The organism is Klebsiella sp. BIGb0138, assembly GCF_004342285.1.
Taxonomy (GTDB): domain Bacteria; phylum Pseudomonadota; class Gammaproteobacteria; order Enterobacterales; family Enterobacteriaceae; genus Klebsiella.
In genome coordinates this window covers 667,690-685,289 of sequence record NZ_SMCV01000001.1, presented here as the reverse complement: position 1 = coordinate 685,289, position 17,600 = coordinate 667,690, and the positions used below count along the sequence as shown (strand labels likewise).

The following is a 17,600-nucleotide window of genomic DNA, read 5'->3' as shown; positions in this document are numbered from 1 at the left end:
AATTGACCATGACCTTAAAAGAATTATTGGTGGGGTTCGGCACCCAGGTCCGCAGTATCTGGATGATCGGGATGCACGCCTTCGCCAAACGTGAAACTCAGATGTACCCGGAAGAGCCGGTATATCTGCCGCCGCGCTATCGTGGCCGTATCGTGCTGACGCGCGACCCGGACGGTGAAGAGCGCTGCGTTGCCTGTAACCTGTGTGCGGTAGCGTGTCCGGTAGGCTGTATCTCTTTGCAAAAAGCAGAGACCAAAGACGGCCGCTGGTACCCGGAGTTTTTCCGTATCAACTTCTCGCGCTGCATTTTCTGCGGTCTGTGTGAAGAAGCGTGCCCGACCACGGCGATTCAGTTGACCCCGGACTTCGAACTGGGCGAATACAAACGTCAGGACCTGGTGTACGAAAAAGAGGATCTGCTGATTTCCGGTCCGGGCAAATACCCGGAATATAACTTCTACCGGATGGCGGGTATGGCAATCGACGGCAAAGATAAGGGCGAAGCAGAGAACGAAGCTAAGCCTATCGACGTCAAGAGCCTGTTACCGTAAGGAGAGGGCAATGGAATTCGCTTTTTATATCTGTGGCCTTATCGCCATCCTCGCGACCCTGCGGGTGATCACCCACACCAATCCGGTACATGCCTTGCTGTACCTGATCATTTCGCTGTTAGCGATTGCCGGGGTGTTCTTTTCGCTGGGCGCCTACTTCGCCGGGGCGCTGGAAATCATCGTTTACGCCGGGGCCATCATGGTGCTGTTCGTGTTTGTGGTGATGATGCTCAACCTGGGCGGCAGCGAAATCGAACAGGAACGCAAATGGCTGCAGCCGGGGATCTGGATTGGCCCGGCGATTCTGTCCGCGGTACTGCTGGTGGTTATCGTTTACGCCATCCTCGGTCTTAACGATCAGGGCATCGATGGCGCGGCGATAAGCGCGAAAGAAGTGGGTATTGCGCTGTTTGGCCCGTACGTACTGGCGGTGGAGCTGGCCTCCATGCTGCTGCTGGCCGGTCTGGTTGTCGCCTTCCACATCGGCCGCGAAGAGCGCGTCGGTGAGGTGCTGAGCAACCGCCAGGGCGATAGCGACAAAAGAAAAACGGAGGAACACGCATGATCCCCTTAACACATGGACTGATCCTCGCCGCGATCCTGTTTGTTCTCGGTTTGACGGGTCTGGTGATCCGTCGCAATCTGCTGTTTATGCTGATTAGCCTGGAGATCATGATCAACGCCGCGGCGCTGGCTTTCGTGGTTGCCGGCAGCTACTGGGGCCAGACCGACGGTCAGATAATGTATATCCTCGCCATCAGCCTCGCGGCTGCGGAAGCGAGTATCGGCCTGGCGCTGTTGCTGCAGCTCCATCGTCGCCGCCAGAACCTGAACATCGATTCAGTAAGTGAGTTGCGTGGATGAACATGCTTGCCTTAACCATTCTTCTGCCATTGATTGGCTTTGTCCTGCTGGCATTCTCCCGTGGCCGCTGGTCGGAAAACCTCTCCGCCACCGTGGGGATGGGGTCAGTCGGCCTGGCGGCGCTGGTGACCGCGTTTGTCGGCGTCGACTTTTTTGCGAACGGCAAACAGGCGGTCAGCGTCCCGCTGTGGACCTGGATGTCGGTGGGTGATTTCAACATCGGTTTTAACCTGGTTCTGGATGGTCTTTCGCTGACCATGCTCTCCGTGGTTACCGGCGTTGGCTTCCTGATCCACATGTTCGCCTCCTGGTATATGCGTGGGGAAGAGGGCTACTCCCGCTTCTTCGCCTACACCAACCTGTTCATTGCGAGCATGGTGGTGCTGGTGCTGGCCGATAACCTGCTGTTGATGTACCTCGGCTGGGAAGGCGTGGGCCTGTGCTCCTATCTGCTGATCGGTTTCTACTATACCGATCCGAAAAACGGCGCCGCCGCAATGAAAGCGTTTGTGGTGACCCGCATCGGCGACGTGTTCCTCGCCTTTGCGCTGTTCATTCTCTACAACGAACTGGGGACGCTGAACTTCCGTGAAATGGTCGAACTGGCGCCGCAGCACTTCGAAGCCGGCAACAACATGTTGACCTGGGCGACGCTGATGCTGCTGGGTGGTGCGGTCGGTAAATCCGCGCAGCTGCCGTTGCAGACCTGGCTTGCGGATGCGATGGCGGGTCCAACGCCGGTCTCCGCGCTGATCCACGCCGCAACCATGGTGACCGCGGGCGTCTACCTGATCGCCCGTACCCACGGCCTGTTCCTGATGACCCCGGAAATTCTCCATCTGGTCGGTATTGTGGGGGCGGTGACGCTGGTGCTCGCCGGTTTCGCCGCGCTGGTGCAGACCGACATCAAACGCGTGCTCGCCTACTCGACCATGAGCCAGATTGGCTATATGTTCCTGGCGCTGGGCGTGCAGGCGTGGGATGCGGCGATTTTCCATCTGATGACCCACGCGTTCTTTAAAGCGCTGCTGTTCCTCTCCTCCGGTTCGGTTATCCTGGCCTGTCATCACGAGCAGAACATCTTCAAGATGGGCGGCCTGCGTAAGTCGATTCCGCTGGTGTACGTCTGCTTCCTGGTGGGGGGCGCGGCGCTGTCCGCCCTGCCGCTGATTACCGCAGGCTTCTTCAGTAAGGATGAAATTCTGGCCGGGGCGATGGCCAACGGTCATATCAACCTGATGGTAGCCGGCCTGGTCGGGGCGTTCATGACCTCGCTGTATACCTTCCGCATGATCTTCATCGTGTTCCACGGCAAAGAACAGATCCACGCGCATGCAGGGCAGGGGATTACCCACCATCTGCCGCTGATTGTTCTGCTGATTTTGTCGACTTTCGTTGGCGCACTGATCGTTCCGCCGCTGCAGGGCGTGCTGCCGCAGACGACCGAGCTTGAGCACGGTCGCGTGATGACGCTGGAAATCACCTCCGGGATCGTGGCTATCGCCGGCATCCTGATCGCCGCATGGCTGTGGCTGGGCAAACGCACGCTGGTGACCTCTATCGCCAACAGCGCGCCTGGCCGCTTCTTGGGCACATGGTGGTTCCATGCCTGGGGCTTCGACTGGTTATACGACAAAGTGTTCGTGAAACCATTCCTCGGCATCGCCTGGCTGCTGAAGAGCGATCCGCTGAATGCCATGATGAACATTCCGGCGATCCTTTCCCGCTTTGCAGGTAAAGGCCTGCTGCTAAGCGAGAACGGTTATTTACGCTGGTACGTGGCATCAATGAGCGTCGGAGCGGTTGTCGTACTGGCGTTGCTGATGGTACTGCGCTGAGTTTGTGGGTTGAGTGAATATCCCCGGCGGCGGTCCGCTGCCGGGTTTGTGAACCAAGAATGAATTTTAGGTAACTGCTTCTGAAGTCCGGGCGTCATCGGCGAGTGCGATAGCCTGTTCGGGAGTGAGAATATAAGGGACATACTTAGCTATGCTATTACCCTGGTTAATACTAATCCCCTTTATCGGCGGGTTTCTGTGCTGGCAGACTGAACGCTTTGGCGTGAAGGTGCCGCGCTGGATTGCGCTGATTACCATGGGACTGACGCTGGTGCTCTCTCTGCAGCTGTGGCTGCAGGGCGGTTATTCGCTGACGCAATCCGCGGGTATTCCGCAGTGGCAGTCAGAGTTCGTGATGCCGTGGATCCCACGCTTCGGTATTAGCATTCATCTGGCTATCGACGGTCTGTCGCTGCTGATGGTGGTGCTGACCGGTCTGCTCGGCGTGCTGGCAGTGCTGTGTTCGTGGCGCGAAATCGAAAAATACCAGGGCTTCTTCCACCTCAACCTGATGTGGATCCTGGGCGGCGTTATCGGCGTGTTCCTTGCCATCGACATGTTCCTGTTCTTCTTCTTCTGGGAGATGATGCTGGTGCCGATGTACTTCCTGATCGCGCTGTGGGGCCATAAGGCTTCCGACGGTAAAACGCGTATCACGGCGGCAACCAAGTTCTTCATCTATACCCAGGCGAGCGGTCTGGTGATGCTGATCGCCATTCTGGCGCTGGCCTTCGTGCACTTTAACGCCACCGGCGTGTGGACCTTCAACTATGAAGATCTGCTGAAGACCCCGATGTCCCACGGCGTCGAATACATGCTGATGCTCGGCTTCTTCATCGCCTTCGCGGTGAAAATGCCGGTGGTTCCGCTGCACGGCTGGCTGCCGGATGCCCACTCTCAGGCGCCGACCGCCGGTTCCGTTGACCTCGCCGGGATCCTGCTGAAAACGGCGGCCTACGGTCTGCTGCGTTTTGCTCTGCCGCTGTTCCCGAATGCCTCCGCCGAGTTTGCTCCTGTCGCCATGTGGCTGGGCGTTATCGGTATCTTCTACGGCGCGTGGATGGCTTTCTGCCAGTACGACATCAAACGCCTGATTGCTTACACTTCCGTGTCCCACATGGGCTTCGTGCTGATTGCTATCTATACCGGCAGCCAGCTGGCGTACCAGGGCGCGGTGATTCAGATGATTGCGCACGGTCTGTCCGCGGCCGGCCTGTTCATCCTGTGCGGCCAGCTGTATGAACGCCTGCACACCCGCGATATGCGTCAGATGGGCGGTCTGTGGAGCAAAATTAAATGGCTGCCGGCGCTGTCGATGTTCTTTGCCGTGGCGACGCTGGGGATGCCGGGTACCGGTAACTTTGTTGGCGAATTCATGATTCTGTTCGGCAGCTATAAAGTGGTGCCGCTGATTACCGTGATTTCCACCTTCGGTCTGGTCTTTGCTTCCGTCTACTCGCTGGCGATGCTGCATCGCGCGTACTTCGGCAAAGCGAAGAGCGAAATCGCGGCGCAAGAGCTGCCGGGCATGTCTCTGCGCGAGCTGTCGATTATTCTGCTGTTGGTGGTGCTGCTGGTGCTATTGGGCTTCTTCCCGCAGCCGATTCTGGACACCTCACATGCTGCGATGAGCAACATTCAGCAGTGGTTTGTTAATTCTGTTTCTACTACAAGGCCGTAATTCGCCATGACAATAACTCCACAACAACTGATCGCACTGCTACCGCTGCTGATCGTCGGCTTGACGGTGGTGGTTGTGATGCTCTCCATTGCGTGGCGACGCAATCATTTCCTTAATGCCACGCTGTCGGTTCTTGGACTTAACGCCGCGTTGATCTCGCTCTGGTTCGTGGGGCAAAACGGCGCGATGGACGTCACGCCGCTAATTCGCGTTGACGGTTACGCGATGCTCTATACCGGGCTGGTGCTGCTGGCGAGTCTGGCCACCTGTACCTTCGCGTACCCATGGCTTGAAGGCTACAAGGACAACAAAGAAGAGTTCTACCTGCTGGTGCTCATCGCCGCGCTGGGTGGCATTCTGCTGGCGGGCGCCAACCATCTGGCTGCGCTGTTCCTCGGTATCGAATTAATTTCGCTGCCGCTGTTCGGCCTTATCGGTTATGCCTTCCGCCAGAAGCGTTCGCTGGAAGCGAGTATCAAATACACCATTCTGTCTGCCGCAGCCTCTTCTTTCCTGCTGTTCGGTATGGCGCTGGTGTATGCCAACTCTGGCAACCTGTCCTTCCTGGCGCTGGGTAAAAGCCTGGCGGATAACGCCCTGCACGAGCCGCTGCTGCTGGCGGGTCTGGGCCTGATGATTGTCGGCCTTGGCTTTAAGCTGTCGCTGGTGCCGTTCCACCTGTGGACGCCGGATGTTTACCAGGGCGCGCCTGCGCCGGTATCAACCTTCCTGGCGACCGCCAGCAAGATTGCCATCTTCGGCGTGGTGATGCGTCTGTTCCTGTATATGCCGGTGGGCAACAGCGAAGCGGTACGCGTGGTGCTGGGCCTGATTGCCTTTGCCTCCATTATCTTCGGTAACCTGATGGCGCTGAGCCAGACCAACATCAAGCGTCTGCTCGGTTACTCCTCCATCTCGCATCTTGGCTATCTGCTGGTGGCGCTGATCGCCCTGCAGAGCGGTGAAATGTCGATGGAAGCGGTCGGCGTCTATCTGGCCGGTTACCTGTTCAGCAGCCTCGGCGCGTTCGGCGTGGTGAGCCTGATGTCCAGCCCGTACCGTGGCCCGGATGCCGACTCGCTGTACTCCTATCGCGGCCTGTTCTGGCACCGTCCGATTCTGTCGGCGGTAATGACGGTGATGATGCTGTCGCTGGCGGGTATCCCGATGACGCTGGGCTTTATCGGTAAGTTCTACGTCCTGGCGGTCGGTGTCCACGCGCACCTGTGGTGGCTGGTTGCCGCCGTGGTGATCGGTTCGGCGATCGGTCTGTACTACTACCTGCGCGTGGCGGTGAGTCTGTACCTGAGCGCGCCGGATAAACTGAACCGCGATGCGCCGTCGAACTGGCAGTACAGCGCGGGCGGTATCGTGGTGCTGATTTCTGCTCTGCTGGTTCTGGTGCTCGGCGTGTGGCCGCAGCCGCTGATTAGCATTGTGCAACTGGCAACGCCGCTGATGTAATCACCTGGGCCGGGGTTCACACCGCCGGTCCTGGCGCCATGCCTGCTCGTCGCGCGACGGGCAGGCATTTTTTTTGCCTCGTTTCTCTGCTGTATCTCTTCCAGCCCGGCTAGCTCAGGCTGTACACCATAAAGTCTTCGGCCAGCAGCGTCCGGGGAAAAACCTCCCGACACTCCGCCAGCAGGCGCCGGCAGCCTTCAGCGTCATAGCGCGAACTAAAATGGGTAGCGATAAACATACTGACGCCGGCATCGCGGGCCAGCGCCGCTGCCTGCTGGCTCGACGAATGGCCGCGGCTATTGGCTTTTTCCGCCATCGCCTGCTCCAGCGTCGTCTCATGAATCATGACGTCAACGTCGCGCGCCAGTTCAAACGCCGTCTCGCAAGGGGCGGTATCGCCAAAAATCGCCAGTTTTTTGCCGGGCGTCGCCGGGCCAAGATAGCGCTTCCCGTCGATCGTCCGGCCATCTTCCAGGGTGATGGTTTCTCCCTGTTTCAGGCGTTGAAACAGCGGCCCCGGCGGCACGCCGTCGGCAATCAGCCGGGCCGCATCGAGGGTGCCGGGTTTATCGTGCTGCTCAATGCGATAGCCGTAGCATTCCACCGGATGCGCCAGCGGCCAGGCGCTGACCCGATATCCCTGTTCATCGAACACCAGTCCTGGGCCGATTTCGACGATAGACAGCGGGTAATCGGTCCATGAACCGCTGAGGCGCAGCGCGGTCTCGACGAACTCTTTCAGTCCCGCTGGCCCATACAGCGTCAGCGGCAGCGAGTTTCCCTGCATGGAGCGACTGCACAGCAGGCCGGGGAGACCGAACAGATGGTCGCCATGCAGGTGGGTGATAAAAATTTTATTCAGTTTACCGGGGTGATATGGGGTATGCAGAAACTGATGCTGGGTGCCTTCCCCACAGTCGAACAGCCACATCTCCGCCGCCGTCGGCTGTTGCAAATTCAGCACGATAGACGTCATATTACGCGTACGGGTAGGCACGCCTGCGGATGTCCCCAAAAATGTTAATTCCATCGTCCAGTGTCCTCAGGGCGCGGGTGAAAAAACAGAGTATACAGGAGCAGTTAATGATTACATGGCAGGATCTTCATCACGGTGAGCTGACCGTTACGCAGCTATACGCTTTCCTGAAACTGCGTTGCGAAGTGTTTGTTGTCGAGCAAACCTGCCCCTACCTGGATATCGACGGCGATGATCTGGTCGGTGAAAACCGCCATCTTCTCGGCTGGCGCGGGGATGAGCTGGTGGCCTATGCGCGCATTCTGAAAAGCGCTGAAGATATTGAACCGGTGGTGATTGGTCGGGTCATCGTCAGCCCGGCGGTGCGCGGTGAAAAGCTGGGGTATCAATTGATGGAGCATGCGCTGGCCAGCTGTCAGCGGCATTGGCCGGATAAGGCTATCTACCTCGGCGCTCAGGCGCACCTGCAGGGATTCTATGGCCGCTTCGGTTTTCAGCCGGTGACGGATATTTATGATGAAGATGGCATTGCCCATATTGGTATGGCCCGCGAAGCGGCGGTGAATTAAGCGACTTCGCCTCCCCGCTTAAAGCCCTCTCCCTCATCATGGGTACTGCTATTTCCGGGTAGTACCCCGTATAATGTGTGGTTTTTAATGCGTGGAGGTTTGCGTGCTGTCTGTTTCCACTGCGCTCGAACGCTTACATGGCTGTCTGGCTGAGGATTTTCCGCCGTCTTGCGGCACGCGAATTTTCGCTATTCCTTTCCCTCCCGATGACGCCTTTGATCCTCTGCTGTGGTGCGGTCATCAGGCGCATTGGCCGCAGTTTTACTGGCGGCAGCGGCAGGGGGATGAAGAGCTTGCCGCGCTCGGCGCGGCCAGGACGTTCGCTTCGCTGACGGAAGCCCATCGCTTTTTGCAACATCACGGGCGCGAGGATTTGCGCATTTGCGGCCTTAATGCGTTTGATCCGCAGCAGGGGAGCTTACTCCTGCCGAGGCTGGAATGGCGCCGCGTCGGCGATCGGGCAAGCCTGCGCCTGGTGCTGTGCAGCGAGACGTCGCTGCGTGAAGATGCCGCCGCGGCCCGCGAATTTCTCCGTACCTTAACGCCTGAACAGTCGCAGCCGGCGGCGCTGCCGGCGATGGTCGGCGAGCGGCATTTTCCACCCTATCCGCAGTGGCGCGAGCTGGTTGTGCAGGCGACCCGGGCGATTGCCGCCGGGGAGTTGGATAAAGTGGTGCTGGCGCGGGCGACGGATGTGCGGTTTGCCGGACCACTCGATCCGCGGGCGATCGTGGCCGCCAGCCGTCGCAGCAACCGCCGCTGTTTTCATTTTATGATGGCCTTTAACCCGCAGCAGGCCTTTTTAGGCTCCACGCCGGAACGGCTGTGGCGGCGGGATGGAACCTTGCTGCGTACCGAAGCGCTGGCGGGAACCGTGGCCAGCCATAGCGACGATCGGCAGGCGCAGCGCCTGGCCGACTGGCTGATGAAAGACGATAAGAACCAGCGTGAAAATCGGTTGGTGGTGGAGGATATCTGCCAGCGGCTGCGGGATGACGTCCGTGCGCTGGACGTGCTGCCGCCGCAGGTGGTGCGGCTGCGCAAGGTGCAGCACCTGCGCCGATGCATCCGGGGCGAGCTGTATCAGCCGGATGATGCGCGCTGCCTGCATCAGCTGCAGCCCACCGCGGCCGTTGCCGGGTTACCGCGCCGGGCGGCGCTGGATTTTATTACCCGTCATGAACCCTTCACCCGGGAATGGTACGCCGGTTCCGCCGGCTATCTGTCGCTGGCGCAAAGCGAGTTCTGCGTGGCTCTGCGTTCGGCGAAAGTCGACAACGAGACGCTCAGGCTGTATGCCGGTGCCGGTATTGTCAGCGGTTCCGATCCTGAACAGGAGTGGCAGGAGATTGAGAATAAAGCGGCCGGGCTACGCTCGTTGTTACTGACAAAAACGTAGATGATGCATATCAAAACTCCATCACTATGTATTACCTATACTTAGCCTCAATATTTGATACCGGACAATTTCATGTCAGTAAGCGCATTTAACCGACGCTGGGCGGCGGTGATCCTCGAAGCATTAACCCGCCACGGCGTGCAGCATATCTGCATTGCGCCGGGCTCGCGCTCGACACCCTTAACGCTGGCAGCGGCGGAAAACCGCGCATTGATTCCCCATACTCATTTTGACGAACGCGGTCTTGGTCATCTGGCGCTGGGGCTGGCGAAAGCCAGCAGGCAGCCGGTGGCGGTGATTGTCACCTCCGGTACGGCGACGGCCAATCTCTATCCGGCCTTGATTGAGGCGGGGCTCACCGGGGAAAAGCTGATCCTGCTGACCGCCGACCGTCCCCCTGAGCTGATTGACTGCGGGGCTAACCAGGCGATTCGCCAGCCGGGGATGTTCGCCTCCCATCCGTCGCAGACCCTCGCGTTGCCGCGCCCGTCGCAGGAGGTGCCCGCGCGCTGGCTGGTATCGGCGATTGACCAGGCGCTGGGGGCGCTGCATTCCGGCGGCGTCCATATTAACTGTCCGTTTGCCGAGCCTCTGTACGGCGAGGTGGATGATACCGGCGTGGCCTGGCAGCAGCAGCTTGGCGAGTGGTGGCACAGCGATAAGCCCTGGCTGAGCCAGTCGCTGCATCTGGAAAGTGAAAAACAGCGCGACTGGTTTTTCTGGCGGCAGAAGCGCGGGGTGGTGGTGGCCGGGCGCATGAGCGCCGCCGAAGGTAAAAAGGCAGCGGAGTGGGCGAAAACCCTCGGCTGGCCGCTGATTGGCGATGTCCTTTCCCAAACCGGGCAGCCGCTGCCGTGTGCCGATCTGTGGCTGGCCAACGGCAAGGCGGTCAGTGAACTGCAACAGGCGCAAATCGTGGTCCAGCTGGGCAGCAGCCTGACCGGCAAGCGCGTGCTGCAGTGGCAGGCAACCTGCGAAGCGGATGAATACTGGATAGTGGATCATTTACCCGGGCGCCTGGATCCGGCGCATCACCGCGGCCGCCGTCTGGTTTGCCCGGTGGATCGCTGGCTGGACCTGCACCCGGCAGAAAACCGCCAGCCCTGGGCGACGGCGATCCCGGCCCTGGCGAAACAGGCCTGGCAGGCGGCGGTCGCCTGTAGCGAAACCTTCGGCGAAGCCCAGCTGGCCCAGCGGATCAGTCGCTATCTGCCGGAACAAGGGCAGCTGTTTGTCGGCAATAGCCTGGTGGTGCGCTTAATCGATGCCCTGTCGCAGCTTCCGGCGGGTTACCCGGTCTACAGCAACCGCGGCGCCAGCGGTATTGATGGCCTGCTGGCGACCGCCGCGGGCGTCCAGCGGGCTAATGCGCGTCCGCTGCTGGCGATCGTCGGCGATCTTTCCGCGCTCTACGATCTGAACTCCCTGGCGCTGCTGCGTCAGGCCTCCGCGCCGCTGGTGCTGATCGTCGTGAACAACAACGGCGGACAGATCTTCTCTCTGCTGCCGACGCCGCAGGAACAGCGGCGGCAGTTTTATCTGATGCCGCAGGATGTCCATTTCCGCCACGCCGCGGCGATGTTTGATCTTGCTTATCATCGCCCGACGAACTGGGATGAGCTGGAGGCGGCGTTAGCCGGCGCCTGGCGCCTGCCGGGGGCGACGCTGATCGAGCTGGTGGTTAACGAAACCGAGGGGACGCATACCCTGCAGCAGCTGCTGGCTCAGGTCAGCCGGCTATGACGCTGCATGCCGCGAGTGAAAAGGGGCGGCCGGGCTATCCCTGGCTGGTCTTTTTGCACGGCTTTTCCGGCGATCGTCGGGAATGGCAAGCGGTCGGCGACGCGTTCGCGGCGTATCCGCGCCTCTATATCGACCTGCCGGGTCATGGCGCTTCGCGCGATGTTGAGGTCAGCGGATTCGCCGATGTCTGCCTGCGGTTACAGGAAACCCTCGCGGACTATCGCATACGCGACTATTGGTTGATTGGCTACTCCCTCGGCGGACGGGTTGCGATGGTTTTTGCCAGCGAGCCGCGCCAGGGGCTGCGCGGCCTGGTGGTGGAGGGCGCTCATCCTGGATTGCAGGATGACGACCAGCGTTTGCTGCGCCGTCGCGCCGATGCCGGGTGGGCGGCGCGTTTTCGCCGCGAGCCGCTCTCCGCGGTCTTTGCCGACTGGTATCAACAGCCGGTTTTCGCCTCCCTCAGCCCGCAGCAGCGGGAGACGCTCATTGCGTTGCGCAGCCGCAATGACGGCGCCAATCTGGCTGCGATGCTGGAGGCGACGTCATTGGCCTCGCAGCCCGATCTCCGCGCGTCATTGCGCGCTTGCCGCTACCCTTTTCATTATCTTTGCGGCGAACATGATGACAAATTTCGCGCGATTGCACGCGATCTTGCCGCGACGCGACATCTTATTCAGCATGCCGGGCATAACGCGCATCGGGAAAATCCCACGGCGGTGGTGTCGTGTCTGGCACAGTTTTTAGCGAGTTAACCAAAGGACATTCTATGATTTCTCTTGATGAAGCAATACTCTACGCCCCTGTGGAATGGCAGGATTGCTCCGAAGGCTATACCGATATTCGTTACCAGAAATCGACGGATGGGATTGCTAAAATCACCATTAACCGTCCGCAGGTGCGCAACGCCTTCCGCCCGCTGACGGTGAAAGAGATGATCCAGGCGCTGTCTGACGCCCGCTATGATGACAATATCGGCGTCATCATCCTGACCGGCGAAGGCGATAAGGCCTTCTGCGCCGGCGGTGACCAGAAAGTGCGCGGCGATTACGGCGGTTATCAGGATGATTCCGGCGTTCATCATCTCAACGTGCTCGACTTCCAGCGTCAAATCCGTACCTGTCCGAAACCGGTCGTGGCGATGGTGGCGGGCTTCTCTATCGGCGGCGGCCACGTGCTGCATATGATGTGCGATCTGACGATTGCCGCAGAGAATGCCATTTTCGGCCAGACCGGCCCGAAAGTGGGTTCGTTCGACGGCGGCTGGGGCGCATCCTATATGGCACGCATCGTCGGGCAGAAAAAAGCGCGTGAAATCTGGTTCCTGTGCCGTCAGTACGATGCGCAGCAGGCGCTGGATATGGGGCTGGTCAACACCGTCGTCCCGCTGGCGGATCTGGAAAAAGAGACCGTGCGCTGGTGTCGTGAAATGCTGCAAAACAGCCCGATGGCGCTGCGTTGCCTGAAGGCGGCGCTAAACGCCGACTGCGATGGTCAGGCGGGGCTGCAGGAGCTGGCGGGCAATGCCACCATGCTGTTCTACATGACCGAAGAGGGTCAGGAAGGACGTAACGCCTTTAACCAGAAACGTCAGCCGGACTTCAGCAAATTTAAACGGAATCCATAATGCGTCAGGCGCAGGTATACCGCTGGCAGGTCCCGATGGACGCGGGTGTGGTCCTGCGTGAACGGCGGCTAAAAACTCGCGACGGGCTGTTCATCCACCTGCAGGAGGGCGAGCGCCAGGGATGGGGGGAAGTTTCTCCTCTGCCGGGATTCAGCCCGGAGACGCTGGAACAGGCGCAGTCCGCGCTGCTGGCGTGGGCTACGGCCTGGCGGCAAGGCGAAGAGCCGCCTTATCCGGTTCCACCTTCGGCGGCCTTCGGCGTTAGCTGCGCGCTGGCGGAACTGCGCGATGAGCTGCCGCAGAGCGCGGATTATCGCGCGGCGCCGCTGTGTACCGGCGACCCGGATGAACTGTTTGCCAGGCTGGCGGCGATGCCCGGCGAGAAGGTGGCAAAGGTTAAGGTCGGTCTGTATGAGGCGGTGCGCGACGGGATGGTGGTGAACCTGCTGCTGGAAGCCATACCCGAGCTGTCGCTGCGCCTTGATGCCAACCGCGCCTGGACGCCGCTCAAAGCGCAGCAGTTTGCGAAATACGTCAATCCGCAATACCGCGAGCGCATCGCCTTCCTTGAGGAGCCGTGCAAAAGCCGCGACGATTCCCGGGCCTTCGCCAGAGAGACCGGTATCGCGATTGCCTGGGATGAGAGTCTGCGTGAAGCGGATTTTCGCTTTCAGGCCGAGCCGGGGCTGAAAGCGCTAGTGATTAAGCCGACCCTGACCGGTAGCCTGCAAAAAGTGCAGGAACAGGTCGCGGCGGCCCACGCGCTGGGGCTGACGGCGGTGATCAGCTCGTCGATTGAATCGAGCCTGGGTCTGACACAGCTGGCGCGGATTGCCGCATGGCTGACGCCGCAGACTATCCCCGGCCTCGATACCCTGGCGCTGATGCGTGCGCAGCTGATTCGCCCATGGCCGGACAGCACGTTGCCCTGCCTGAAGAGCGATACCCTGGAGCCGCTGTTGTGATATTCAGCGACTGGCCGTGGCGCCACTGGCGCCAGCAGCGTGGCGCTGCCCCTGCGCTGCGCCTGAACGACGACGTTCTGAACTGGCGACAGCTGTGTGCCAGAGTGGATGCGCTGGCCGCCGGGTTCTGCGCTCAGGGGGTGAGCGCGGGGGAGGGGGTGCTGCTGCGGGCCTACAATCAGCCGTCAACCCTGCTGGCATGGCTGGCGCTGCTTCAGTGCGGCGTGCGGGTCTTGCCGCTGAATCCACAGCTGCCGTCTTCCCTGCTGACGGCGCTGTTACCCACCCTCGATCTCCGCTACGCCCTGGAACTGAACGGCGAGCCGCTGGCGCGGGATTATCAGCCGCTGACGCTACATCGCGCCGCGGGTGAACATGCGGCAGCCTGGTGCGCAGAGCGTCTGGCGTCGATGACGCTGACCTCCGGTTCCACCGGCCTGCCGAAAGCCGCCGTCCACAGCTGTCGTGCGCATCTGGCCAGCGCGCAGGGGGTTCTGGCGATGATGCCGTTGGCGCCTGAAGATGACTGTCTGCTGTCGCTGCCGCTGTTTCATGTCTCCGGGCAGGGCATCGTCTGGCGCTGGCTGCTGGCCGGATCGCGCCTGACGGTACGGGAAAAACAGCCGCTGGAGCAGGCGTTACGGGGCTGCAGCCATGCTTCGCTGGTGCCGACGCAGCTGTGGCGGTTGCTCAACAGCGCGGCGGAGATCTCGTTGCAAGCGGTGCTGCTGGGCGGCGCGGCGATTCCCGTAGCGCTTACCGAACAGGCCCGCGAACGCGGGATCCGCTGCTGGTGCGGCTACGGCCTGACGGAGTTCGCCTCGACGGTGTGCGGAAAAGCGGCCGACGGCGCGCCGGATGTCGGGCGGCCGCTGCCGGGGCGAGCGCTGAAAGTTGTCGCGGGCGAAGTCTGGCTGCGTGCCGACAGCATGGCGGCGGGTTACTGGCGTGACGGCGGCGTTCAGCCGCTGGTGAACGAGCAGGGCTGGTTTGCCACCCGCGATCGCGGTGAGCTGCGCGACGGTAAACTGACGATCCTCGGGCGGATGGATAATCTCTTTTTCAGCGGCGGCGAAGGTATTCAGCCTGAAGAGGTGGAGCGGGTGATTGTGAACCATCCGCAGGTGCAGCAGGTGTTTATCGTCCCGCTGGCCGATCGCGAGTTTGGTCAACGCCCGGTGGCGGTGGTGGAGTGCGATGCGCAGTGCGACATCGCCAGTTTAGCGGCCTGGGCGGAGGATAAGCTGGCGCGCTTTCAGCAGCCGGTTCGCTGGTTGACGCTACCTGAAAGGTTGAAAACCGGCGGAATTAAAATCTCCCGCCGGGCGTTAAGTGAATGGGTCAATGCCACGCTGCGCGCGGCGGATTAGCCGACGCAGTCACAGCAGGCCCTTCAGGGTTAAGGTCTGACGGGTGGCGACATTCAGGTCATAACGCGATAAATCCTCGGGGCTAACCCAGGCATACTCCTGAAACTCTTCATTAATGGTGACGTCGCGATTGGCGCTGATGCAGTCGAAAATCAGGTAGATCATATAAATCTCTTCCCGGCGGCCGTCGGCATAGGTTTTGACCCGAATATCGTCTCTGAAGGTCCACGGGGTGATGCTCGTTAGCTGCAGGGCTTCCCCCAGCTCCTCGTGAACCTCCCGACGCAGCGCCGCCTCAATGCGCTCGCCAGGCTCCACGCCGCCGCCGGAAAGCGCCCACTGTCCGGGGAATACGCCGCGATCGTCGGCCATTTTGCACAGCAGGTAGTGGCCATCGTTTTGAATCAGCGGGCAGACAATAGTCCTTTGACGCATGGTTATCTCCTTGAGTTGACGATCGACAAAATGTTCAGGAGAACCAGTTTGCGAGCCGCCTCGTTAAACTGCAAGCATCATTGCCACCCTCTGTGTCAGAACATTCGTAGCAACTGTTTACAATCACGCGAATAAAGGTCGTTTTAGTGCATTGATTCCTCAGCATTCGGCAGTACAATTCTGCGGTTTTTGGGACTTTTTTGATTCTTGTTTTCTGGATAGAGTAAAAATGAAAAAGAGCATGTTTTTAGGCCTGGCGGGCATGATGCTGGTCTCGACGGCGGCCAACGCGATCGGCGTGACCGGGCAGGTGGGCGAGCACTACACCAACCTTGGCGTCGGTTTTGGTACCGAATCAACCGGGCTGGCGGTCACCGGCAACTGGATGCACAGCGATAATGACGGTGATGCGGCAGGCTTAGGCCTCGGCCTGAATGTCCCGCTGGGTCCGTTCCTGGCTACGGTCGGCGGGAAGGGGGTATATACCAACCCGAAGAGCGGCGATGAAGGTTACGCGGCGGCAGTCGGCGGCGGCCTGCAGTGGAAAATTGGCGACAGTTTCCGCCTGTTCGGCGAATACTATTATTCTCCGGACTCGCTCTCCAGCGGTATCCAGAGCTATCAGGAAGCCAATGCCGGCGCGAGCTGGACAATCATGCGTCCTCTGAGCATTCAAGCGGGCTATCGCTATCTGACCCTCGAAGGAAAAGACGGCAACAAAGACAATACGATCGCAGACGGCCCGTACGTCGGCGTCAGCGCCAGCTTCTGATCCTACCATGGCGTGGCCTGTCCGCGCCGTATCCTGCCCGCGCCGTCCGTACCACATCATTCCGGATGCATTAAGCTCGCCAACAACAAGGCAGCCGCGCGGATGACGTGTATAGTATTCCCACCTGGCAGGCAAGGAGTGAAAAATGTTAAATGTGGAAATGCTGTCCACCGGCGATGAAGTACTGCACGGACAAATTGTTGATACCAACGCCGCGTGGCTGGCAGATTTCTTTTTCAATCAGGGGTTACCGTTAACGCGCCGCAATACCGTCGGCGACGATCTTGACGCCCTGGTGGCGGTTTTACGCGAGCGTAGCGAGCAGGCGGATGTGCTGATCGTTAACGGCGGCCTGGGGCCGACCAGCGACGATCTGAGCGCGCTGGCCGCGGCGACCGCCAAGGGGGAAGGGCTGGTTCTGCACGCCGGATGGCTGGAGACGATGACCCGCTTCTTCGCTGAACGCGGGCGGCCGATGGCAGCAAGCAACCGCAAGCAGGCGGAAATCCCCGCCAGCGCGGAGATGATCAACAATCCAGTTGGCACGGCCTGCGGTTTTGCCGTGCAGCTCAATCGTTGCCTGATGTTTTTCACCCCCGGCGTACCGTCGGAATTTAAAGTGATGGTGGAGCAGGAGATTTTACCGCGTCTCCGCCAGCGCTTCCCGCTGTCTGCGCCGCCGTTGTGCCTGCGTCTGACCACCTTTGGCCGTTCGGAAAGCGAGCTGGCGCAAAGCCTCGAGCCGTTAGCGTTACCTCCCGGCGTGGTGATGGGCTACCGGTCTTCGATGCCAATTATTGAGCTGAAGCTCACCGGCCCGGATTCACAGCGGGAAGCGATGCTGGCGCTGTGGCCAGAAGTGAAAAAGGTGGCGGGGGAGAGCCTGATCTTTGAGGGCACCGAAGGGCTGCCGGCGCAGATCGCCCGTCGTTTACAGGAGCGTCAGCTGAGCCTGACGCTAAGCGAACAGTTTACCGGTGGTCTGCTGGCGCTCCAGCTTTCGCGGGCTAACGCGCCGCTGCTGGCAAGCGAAGTGGTGCCCTCCCAGGAAGAGTCGCTGGCCCAGTCGGCCCGCTGGACGGCGGAACGGCGGGTCAACCATTTCGCCGGCCTGGCGCTGGCGGTCAGCGGCCAGGAGGCCGATTTCCTGAACTTTGTGCTGTCGACGCCGCAGGGGACCCATGCGCTACGGGTTAAATTCAGCGTGACCCGCCATAGCGTAGCGGTTCGCCAGGAAGTCTGCGCGATGATGGCCCTCAACATGCTGCGCCGCTGGCTGAACGGCCAGCCGGTAGCCGGTGAACACGGGTGGATTAACGTCGTGGATACCTTGTTCATCGACTGAT

The 17,600-nt window shown here is 60.4% G+C and carries 17 protein-coding genes; 15 read left to right on the top strand and 2 right to left on the bottom strand.

Annotated features, from left to right (window positions below; translation table 11 throughout):
• Positions 1 to 8 precede the first annotated feature (8 nt).
• The 6 genes from nuoI (at position 9) to nuoN (ending at position 6,398) form a co-directional block, all read left to right on the top strand.
• Positions 9 to 551 (top strand): NADH-quinone oxidoreductase subunit NuoI, encoded by a 543-nt coding sequence (gene nuoI, locus EDF73_RS03165; protein WP_004865092.1) that lies wholly within the window; start codon positions 9 to 11, stop codon positions 549 to 551.
• 10 nt (positions 552 to 561) lie between these two features.
• The gene (nuoJ, locus tag EDF73_RS03160; RefSeq protein WP_132725646.1) at positions 562 to 1,116 is read left to right on the top strand and encodes an NADH-quinone oxidoreductase subunit J; all 555 of its coding nucleotides are present in this window, start codon (positions 562 to 564) and stop codon (positions 1,114 to 1,116) included.
• Positions 1,113 to 1,415, top strand: a complete 303-nt coding sequence (gene nuoK, locus EDF73_RS03155) for an NADH-quinone oxidoreductase subunit NuoK (protein WP_004865088.1) — start codon at positions 1,113 to 1,115, stop codon at positions 1,413 to 1,415. Before nuoJ ends, nuoK begins: the two co-directional genes overlap by 4 nt.
• Positions 1,412 to 3,253 (top strand): NADH-quinone oxidoreductase subunit L, encoded by a 1,842-nt coding sequence (gene nuoL, locus EDF73_RS03150; protein ID WP_132725643.1) that lies wholly within the window; start codon positions 1,412 to 1,414, stop codon positions 3,251 to 3,253. The genes nuoK and nuoL overlap by 4 nt, the downstream gene beginning before the upstream one ends.
• 151 nt (positions 3,254 to 3,404) lie before the next feature.
• Positions 3,405 to 4,934 carry an NADH-quinone oxidoreductase subunit M gene (gene nuoM, locus EDF73_RS03145; protein WP_132725640.1) on the top strand — a complete coding sequence of 510 codons (1,530 nt, stop codon included), beginning with the start codon at positions 3,405 to 3,407 and terminating at the stop codon, positions 4,932 to 4,934.
• Between the two features lie 6 nt (positions 4,935 to 4,940).
• Positions 4,941 to 6,398, top strand: a complete 1,458-nt coding sequence (gene nuoN / locus EDF73_RS03140) for an NADH-quinone oxidoreductase subunit NuoN (protein ID WP_004865083.1) — start codon at positions 4,941 to 4,943, stop codon at positions 6,396 to 6,398.
• Positions 6,399 to 6,507: 109 nt separating this feature from the next.
• Here nuoN and rnz read toward each other — a convergent pair whose 3' ends face one another.
• On the bottom strand, positions 6,508 to 7,428 hold the full coding sequence (gene rnz, locus EDF73_RS03135) for a ribonuclease Z (protein ID WP_132725638.1): 921 nt from the start codon (positions 7,426 to 7,428) through the stop codon (positions 6,508 to 6,510).
• Positions 7,429 to 7,481: 53 nt separating this feature from the next.
• Between rnz and EDF73_RS03130 the strand changes: the two genes are divergently transcribed.
• The 7 genes from EDF73_RS03130 (at position 7,482) to menE (ending at position 15,047) form a co-directional block, all read left to right on the top strand.
• Positions 7,482 to 7,943 (top strand): GNAT family N-acetyltransferase, encoded by a 462-nt coding sequence (locus tag EDF73_RS03130; protein ID WP_132725635.1) that lies wholly within the window; start codon positions 7,482 to 7,484, stop codon positions 7,941 to 7,943.
• Between the two features lie 103 nt (positions 7,944 to 8,046).
• Positions 8,047 to 9,342: an isochorismate synthase MenF gene (menF, locus tag EDF73_RS03125; protein ID WP_132725632.1), complete on the top strand. Its 1,296-nt coding sequence runs from the start codon at positions 8,047 to 8,049 to the stop codon at positions 9,340 to 9,342.
• Positions 9,343 to 9,414: 72 nt separating this feature from the next.
• Positions 9,415 to 11,085, top strand: coding sequence for a 2-succinyl-5-enolpyruvyl-6-hydroxy-3-cyclohexene-1-carboxylic-acid synthase (gene menD, locus EDF73_RS03120; protein WP_132725629.1), 1,671 nt, complete (start codon positions 9,415 to 9,417; stop codon positions 11,083 to 11,085).
• Entirely contained in the window at positions 11,082 to 11,840 is a 759-nt protein-coding gene (menH, locus tag EDF73_RS03115; RefSeq protein ID WP_132725626.1) for a 2-succinyl-6-hydroxy-2,4-cyclohexadiene-1-carboxylate synthase, read from the top strand. Before menD ends, menH begins: the two co-directional genes overlap by 4 nt.
• Before the next feature lie 14 nt (positions 11,841 to 11,854).
• Positions 11,855 to 12,712, top strand: coding sequence for a 1,4-dihydroxy-2-naphthoyl-CoA synthase (menB, locus tag EDF73_RS03110; RefSeq protein WP_132725623.1), 858 nt, complete (start codon positions 11,855 to 11,857; stop codon positions 12,710 to 12,712).
• Positions 12,712 to 13,677 carry an o-succinylbenzoate synthase gene (gene menC / locus EDF73_RS03105; RefSeq protein ID WP_132725621.1) on the top strand — a complete coding sequence of 322 codons (966 nt, stop codon included), beginning with the start codon at positions 12,712 to 12,714 and terminating at the stop codon, positions 13,675 to 13,677. The genes menB and menC overlap by 1 nt, the downstream gene beginning before the upstream one ends.
• Entirely contained in the window at positions 13,674 to 15,047 is a 1,374-nt protein-coding gene (gene menE / locus EDF73_RS03100; RefSeq protein WP_132725618.1) for an o-succinylbenzoate--CoA ligase, read from the top strand. The genes menC and menE overlap by 4 nt, the downstream gene beginning before the upstream one ends.
• A gap of 9 nt (positions 15,048 to 15,056) precedes the next feature.
• Here the strand turns inward: menE and nudI are convergent, their stop codons facing one another.
• Positions 15,057 to 15,482 (bottom strand): nucleoside triphosphatase NudI, encoded by a 426-nt coding sequence (gene nudI / locus EDF73_RS03095; protein ID WP_132725615.1) that lies wholly within the window; start codon positions 15,480 to 15,482, stop codon positions 15,057 to 15,059.
• Between the two features lie 229 nt (positions 15,483 to 15,711).
• On the opposite strand from nudI, the gene EDF73_RS03090 reads away from it, so the two are divergent.
• Both EDF73_RS03090 and EDF73_RS03085 read left to right on the top strand, forming a co-directional pair.
• Positions 15,712 to 16,254, top strand: coding sequence for a YfaZ family outer membrane protein (locus tag EDF73_RS03090; protein ID WP_132725612.1), 543 nt, complete (start codon positions 15,712 to 15,714; stop codon positions 16,252 to 16,254).
• Positions 16,255 to 16,399: 145 nt separating this feature from the next.
• Positions 16,400 to 17,599 carry a nicotinamide mononucleotide deamidase-related protein YfaY gene (locus EDF73_RS03085; RefSeq protein ID WP_132725609.1) on the top strand — a complete coding sequence of 400 codons (1,200 nt, stop codon included), beginning with the start codon at positions 16,400 to 16,402 and terminating at the stop codon, positions 17,597 to 17,599.
• The last annotated feature ends 1 nt before the right edge of the window (position 17,600 follow it).

What these genes read in the sequence shown, in the direction of transcription:
- nuoI (WP_004865092.1), top strand. Translation starts at nt 9, where the DNA reads ATGACCTTAAAAGAATTATTGGTGGGGTTCGGCACCCAGGTCCGCAGT.
- nuoJ (WP_132725646.1), top strand. Translation starts at nt 562, where the DNA reads ATGGAATTCGCTTTTTATATCTGTGGCCTTATCGCCATCCTCGCGACC.
- nuoK (WP_004865088.1), top strand. Translation starts at nt 1,113, where the DNA reads ATGATCCCCTTAACACATGGACTGATCCTCGCCGCGATCCTGTTTGTT.
- nuoL (WP_132725643.1), top strand. Translation starts at nt 1,412, where the DNA reads ATGAACATGCTTGCCTTAACCATTCTTCTGCCATTGATTGGCTTTGTC.
- nuoM (WP_132725640.1), top strand. Translation starts at nt 3,405, where the DNA reads ATGCTATTACCCTGGTTAATACTAATCCCCTTTATCGGCGGGTTTCTG.
- nuoN (WP_004865083.1), top strand. Translation starts at nt 4,941, where the DNA reads ATGACAATAACTCCACAACAACTGATCGCACTGCTACCGCTGCTGATC.
- rnz (WP_132725638.1), bottom strand. Translation starts at nt 7,428, where the DNA reads ATGGAATTAACATTTTTGGGGACATCCGCAGGCGTGCCTACCCGTACG.
- EDF73_RS03130 (WP_132725635.1), top strand. Translation starts at nt 7,482, where the DNA reads ATGATTACATGGCAGGATCTTCATCACGGTGAGCTGACCGTTACGCAG.
- menD (WP_132725629.1), top strand. Translation starts at nt 9,415, where the DNA reads ATGTCAGTAAGCGCATTTAACCGACGCTGGGCGGCGGTGATCCTCGAA.
- menH (WP_132725626.1), top strand. Translation starts at nt 11,082, where the DNA reads ATGACGCTGCATGCCGCGAGTGAAAAGGGGCGGCCGGGCTATCCCTGG.
- menB (WP_132725623.1), top strand. Translation starts at nt 11,855, where the DNA reads ATGATTTCTCTTGATGAAGCAATACTCTACGCCCCTGTGGAATGGCAG.
- menC (WP_132725621.1), top strand. Translation starts at nt 12,712, where the DNA reads ATGCGTCAGGCGCAGGTATACCGCTGGCAGGTCCCGATGGACGCGGGT.
- nudI (WP_132725615.1), bottom strand. Translation starts at nt 15,482, where the DNA reads ATGCGTCAAAGGACTATTGTCTGCCCGCTGATTCAAAACGATGGCCAC.
- EDF73_RS03090 (WP_132725612.1), top strand. Translation starts at nt 15,712, where the DNA reads ATGAAAAAGAGCATGTTTTTAGGCCTGGCGGGCATGATGCTGGTCTCG.
- EDF73_RS03085 (WP_132725609.1), top strand. Translation starts at nt 16,400, where the DNA reads ATGTTAAATGTGGAAATGCTGTCCACCGGCGATGAAGTACTGCACGGA.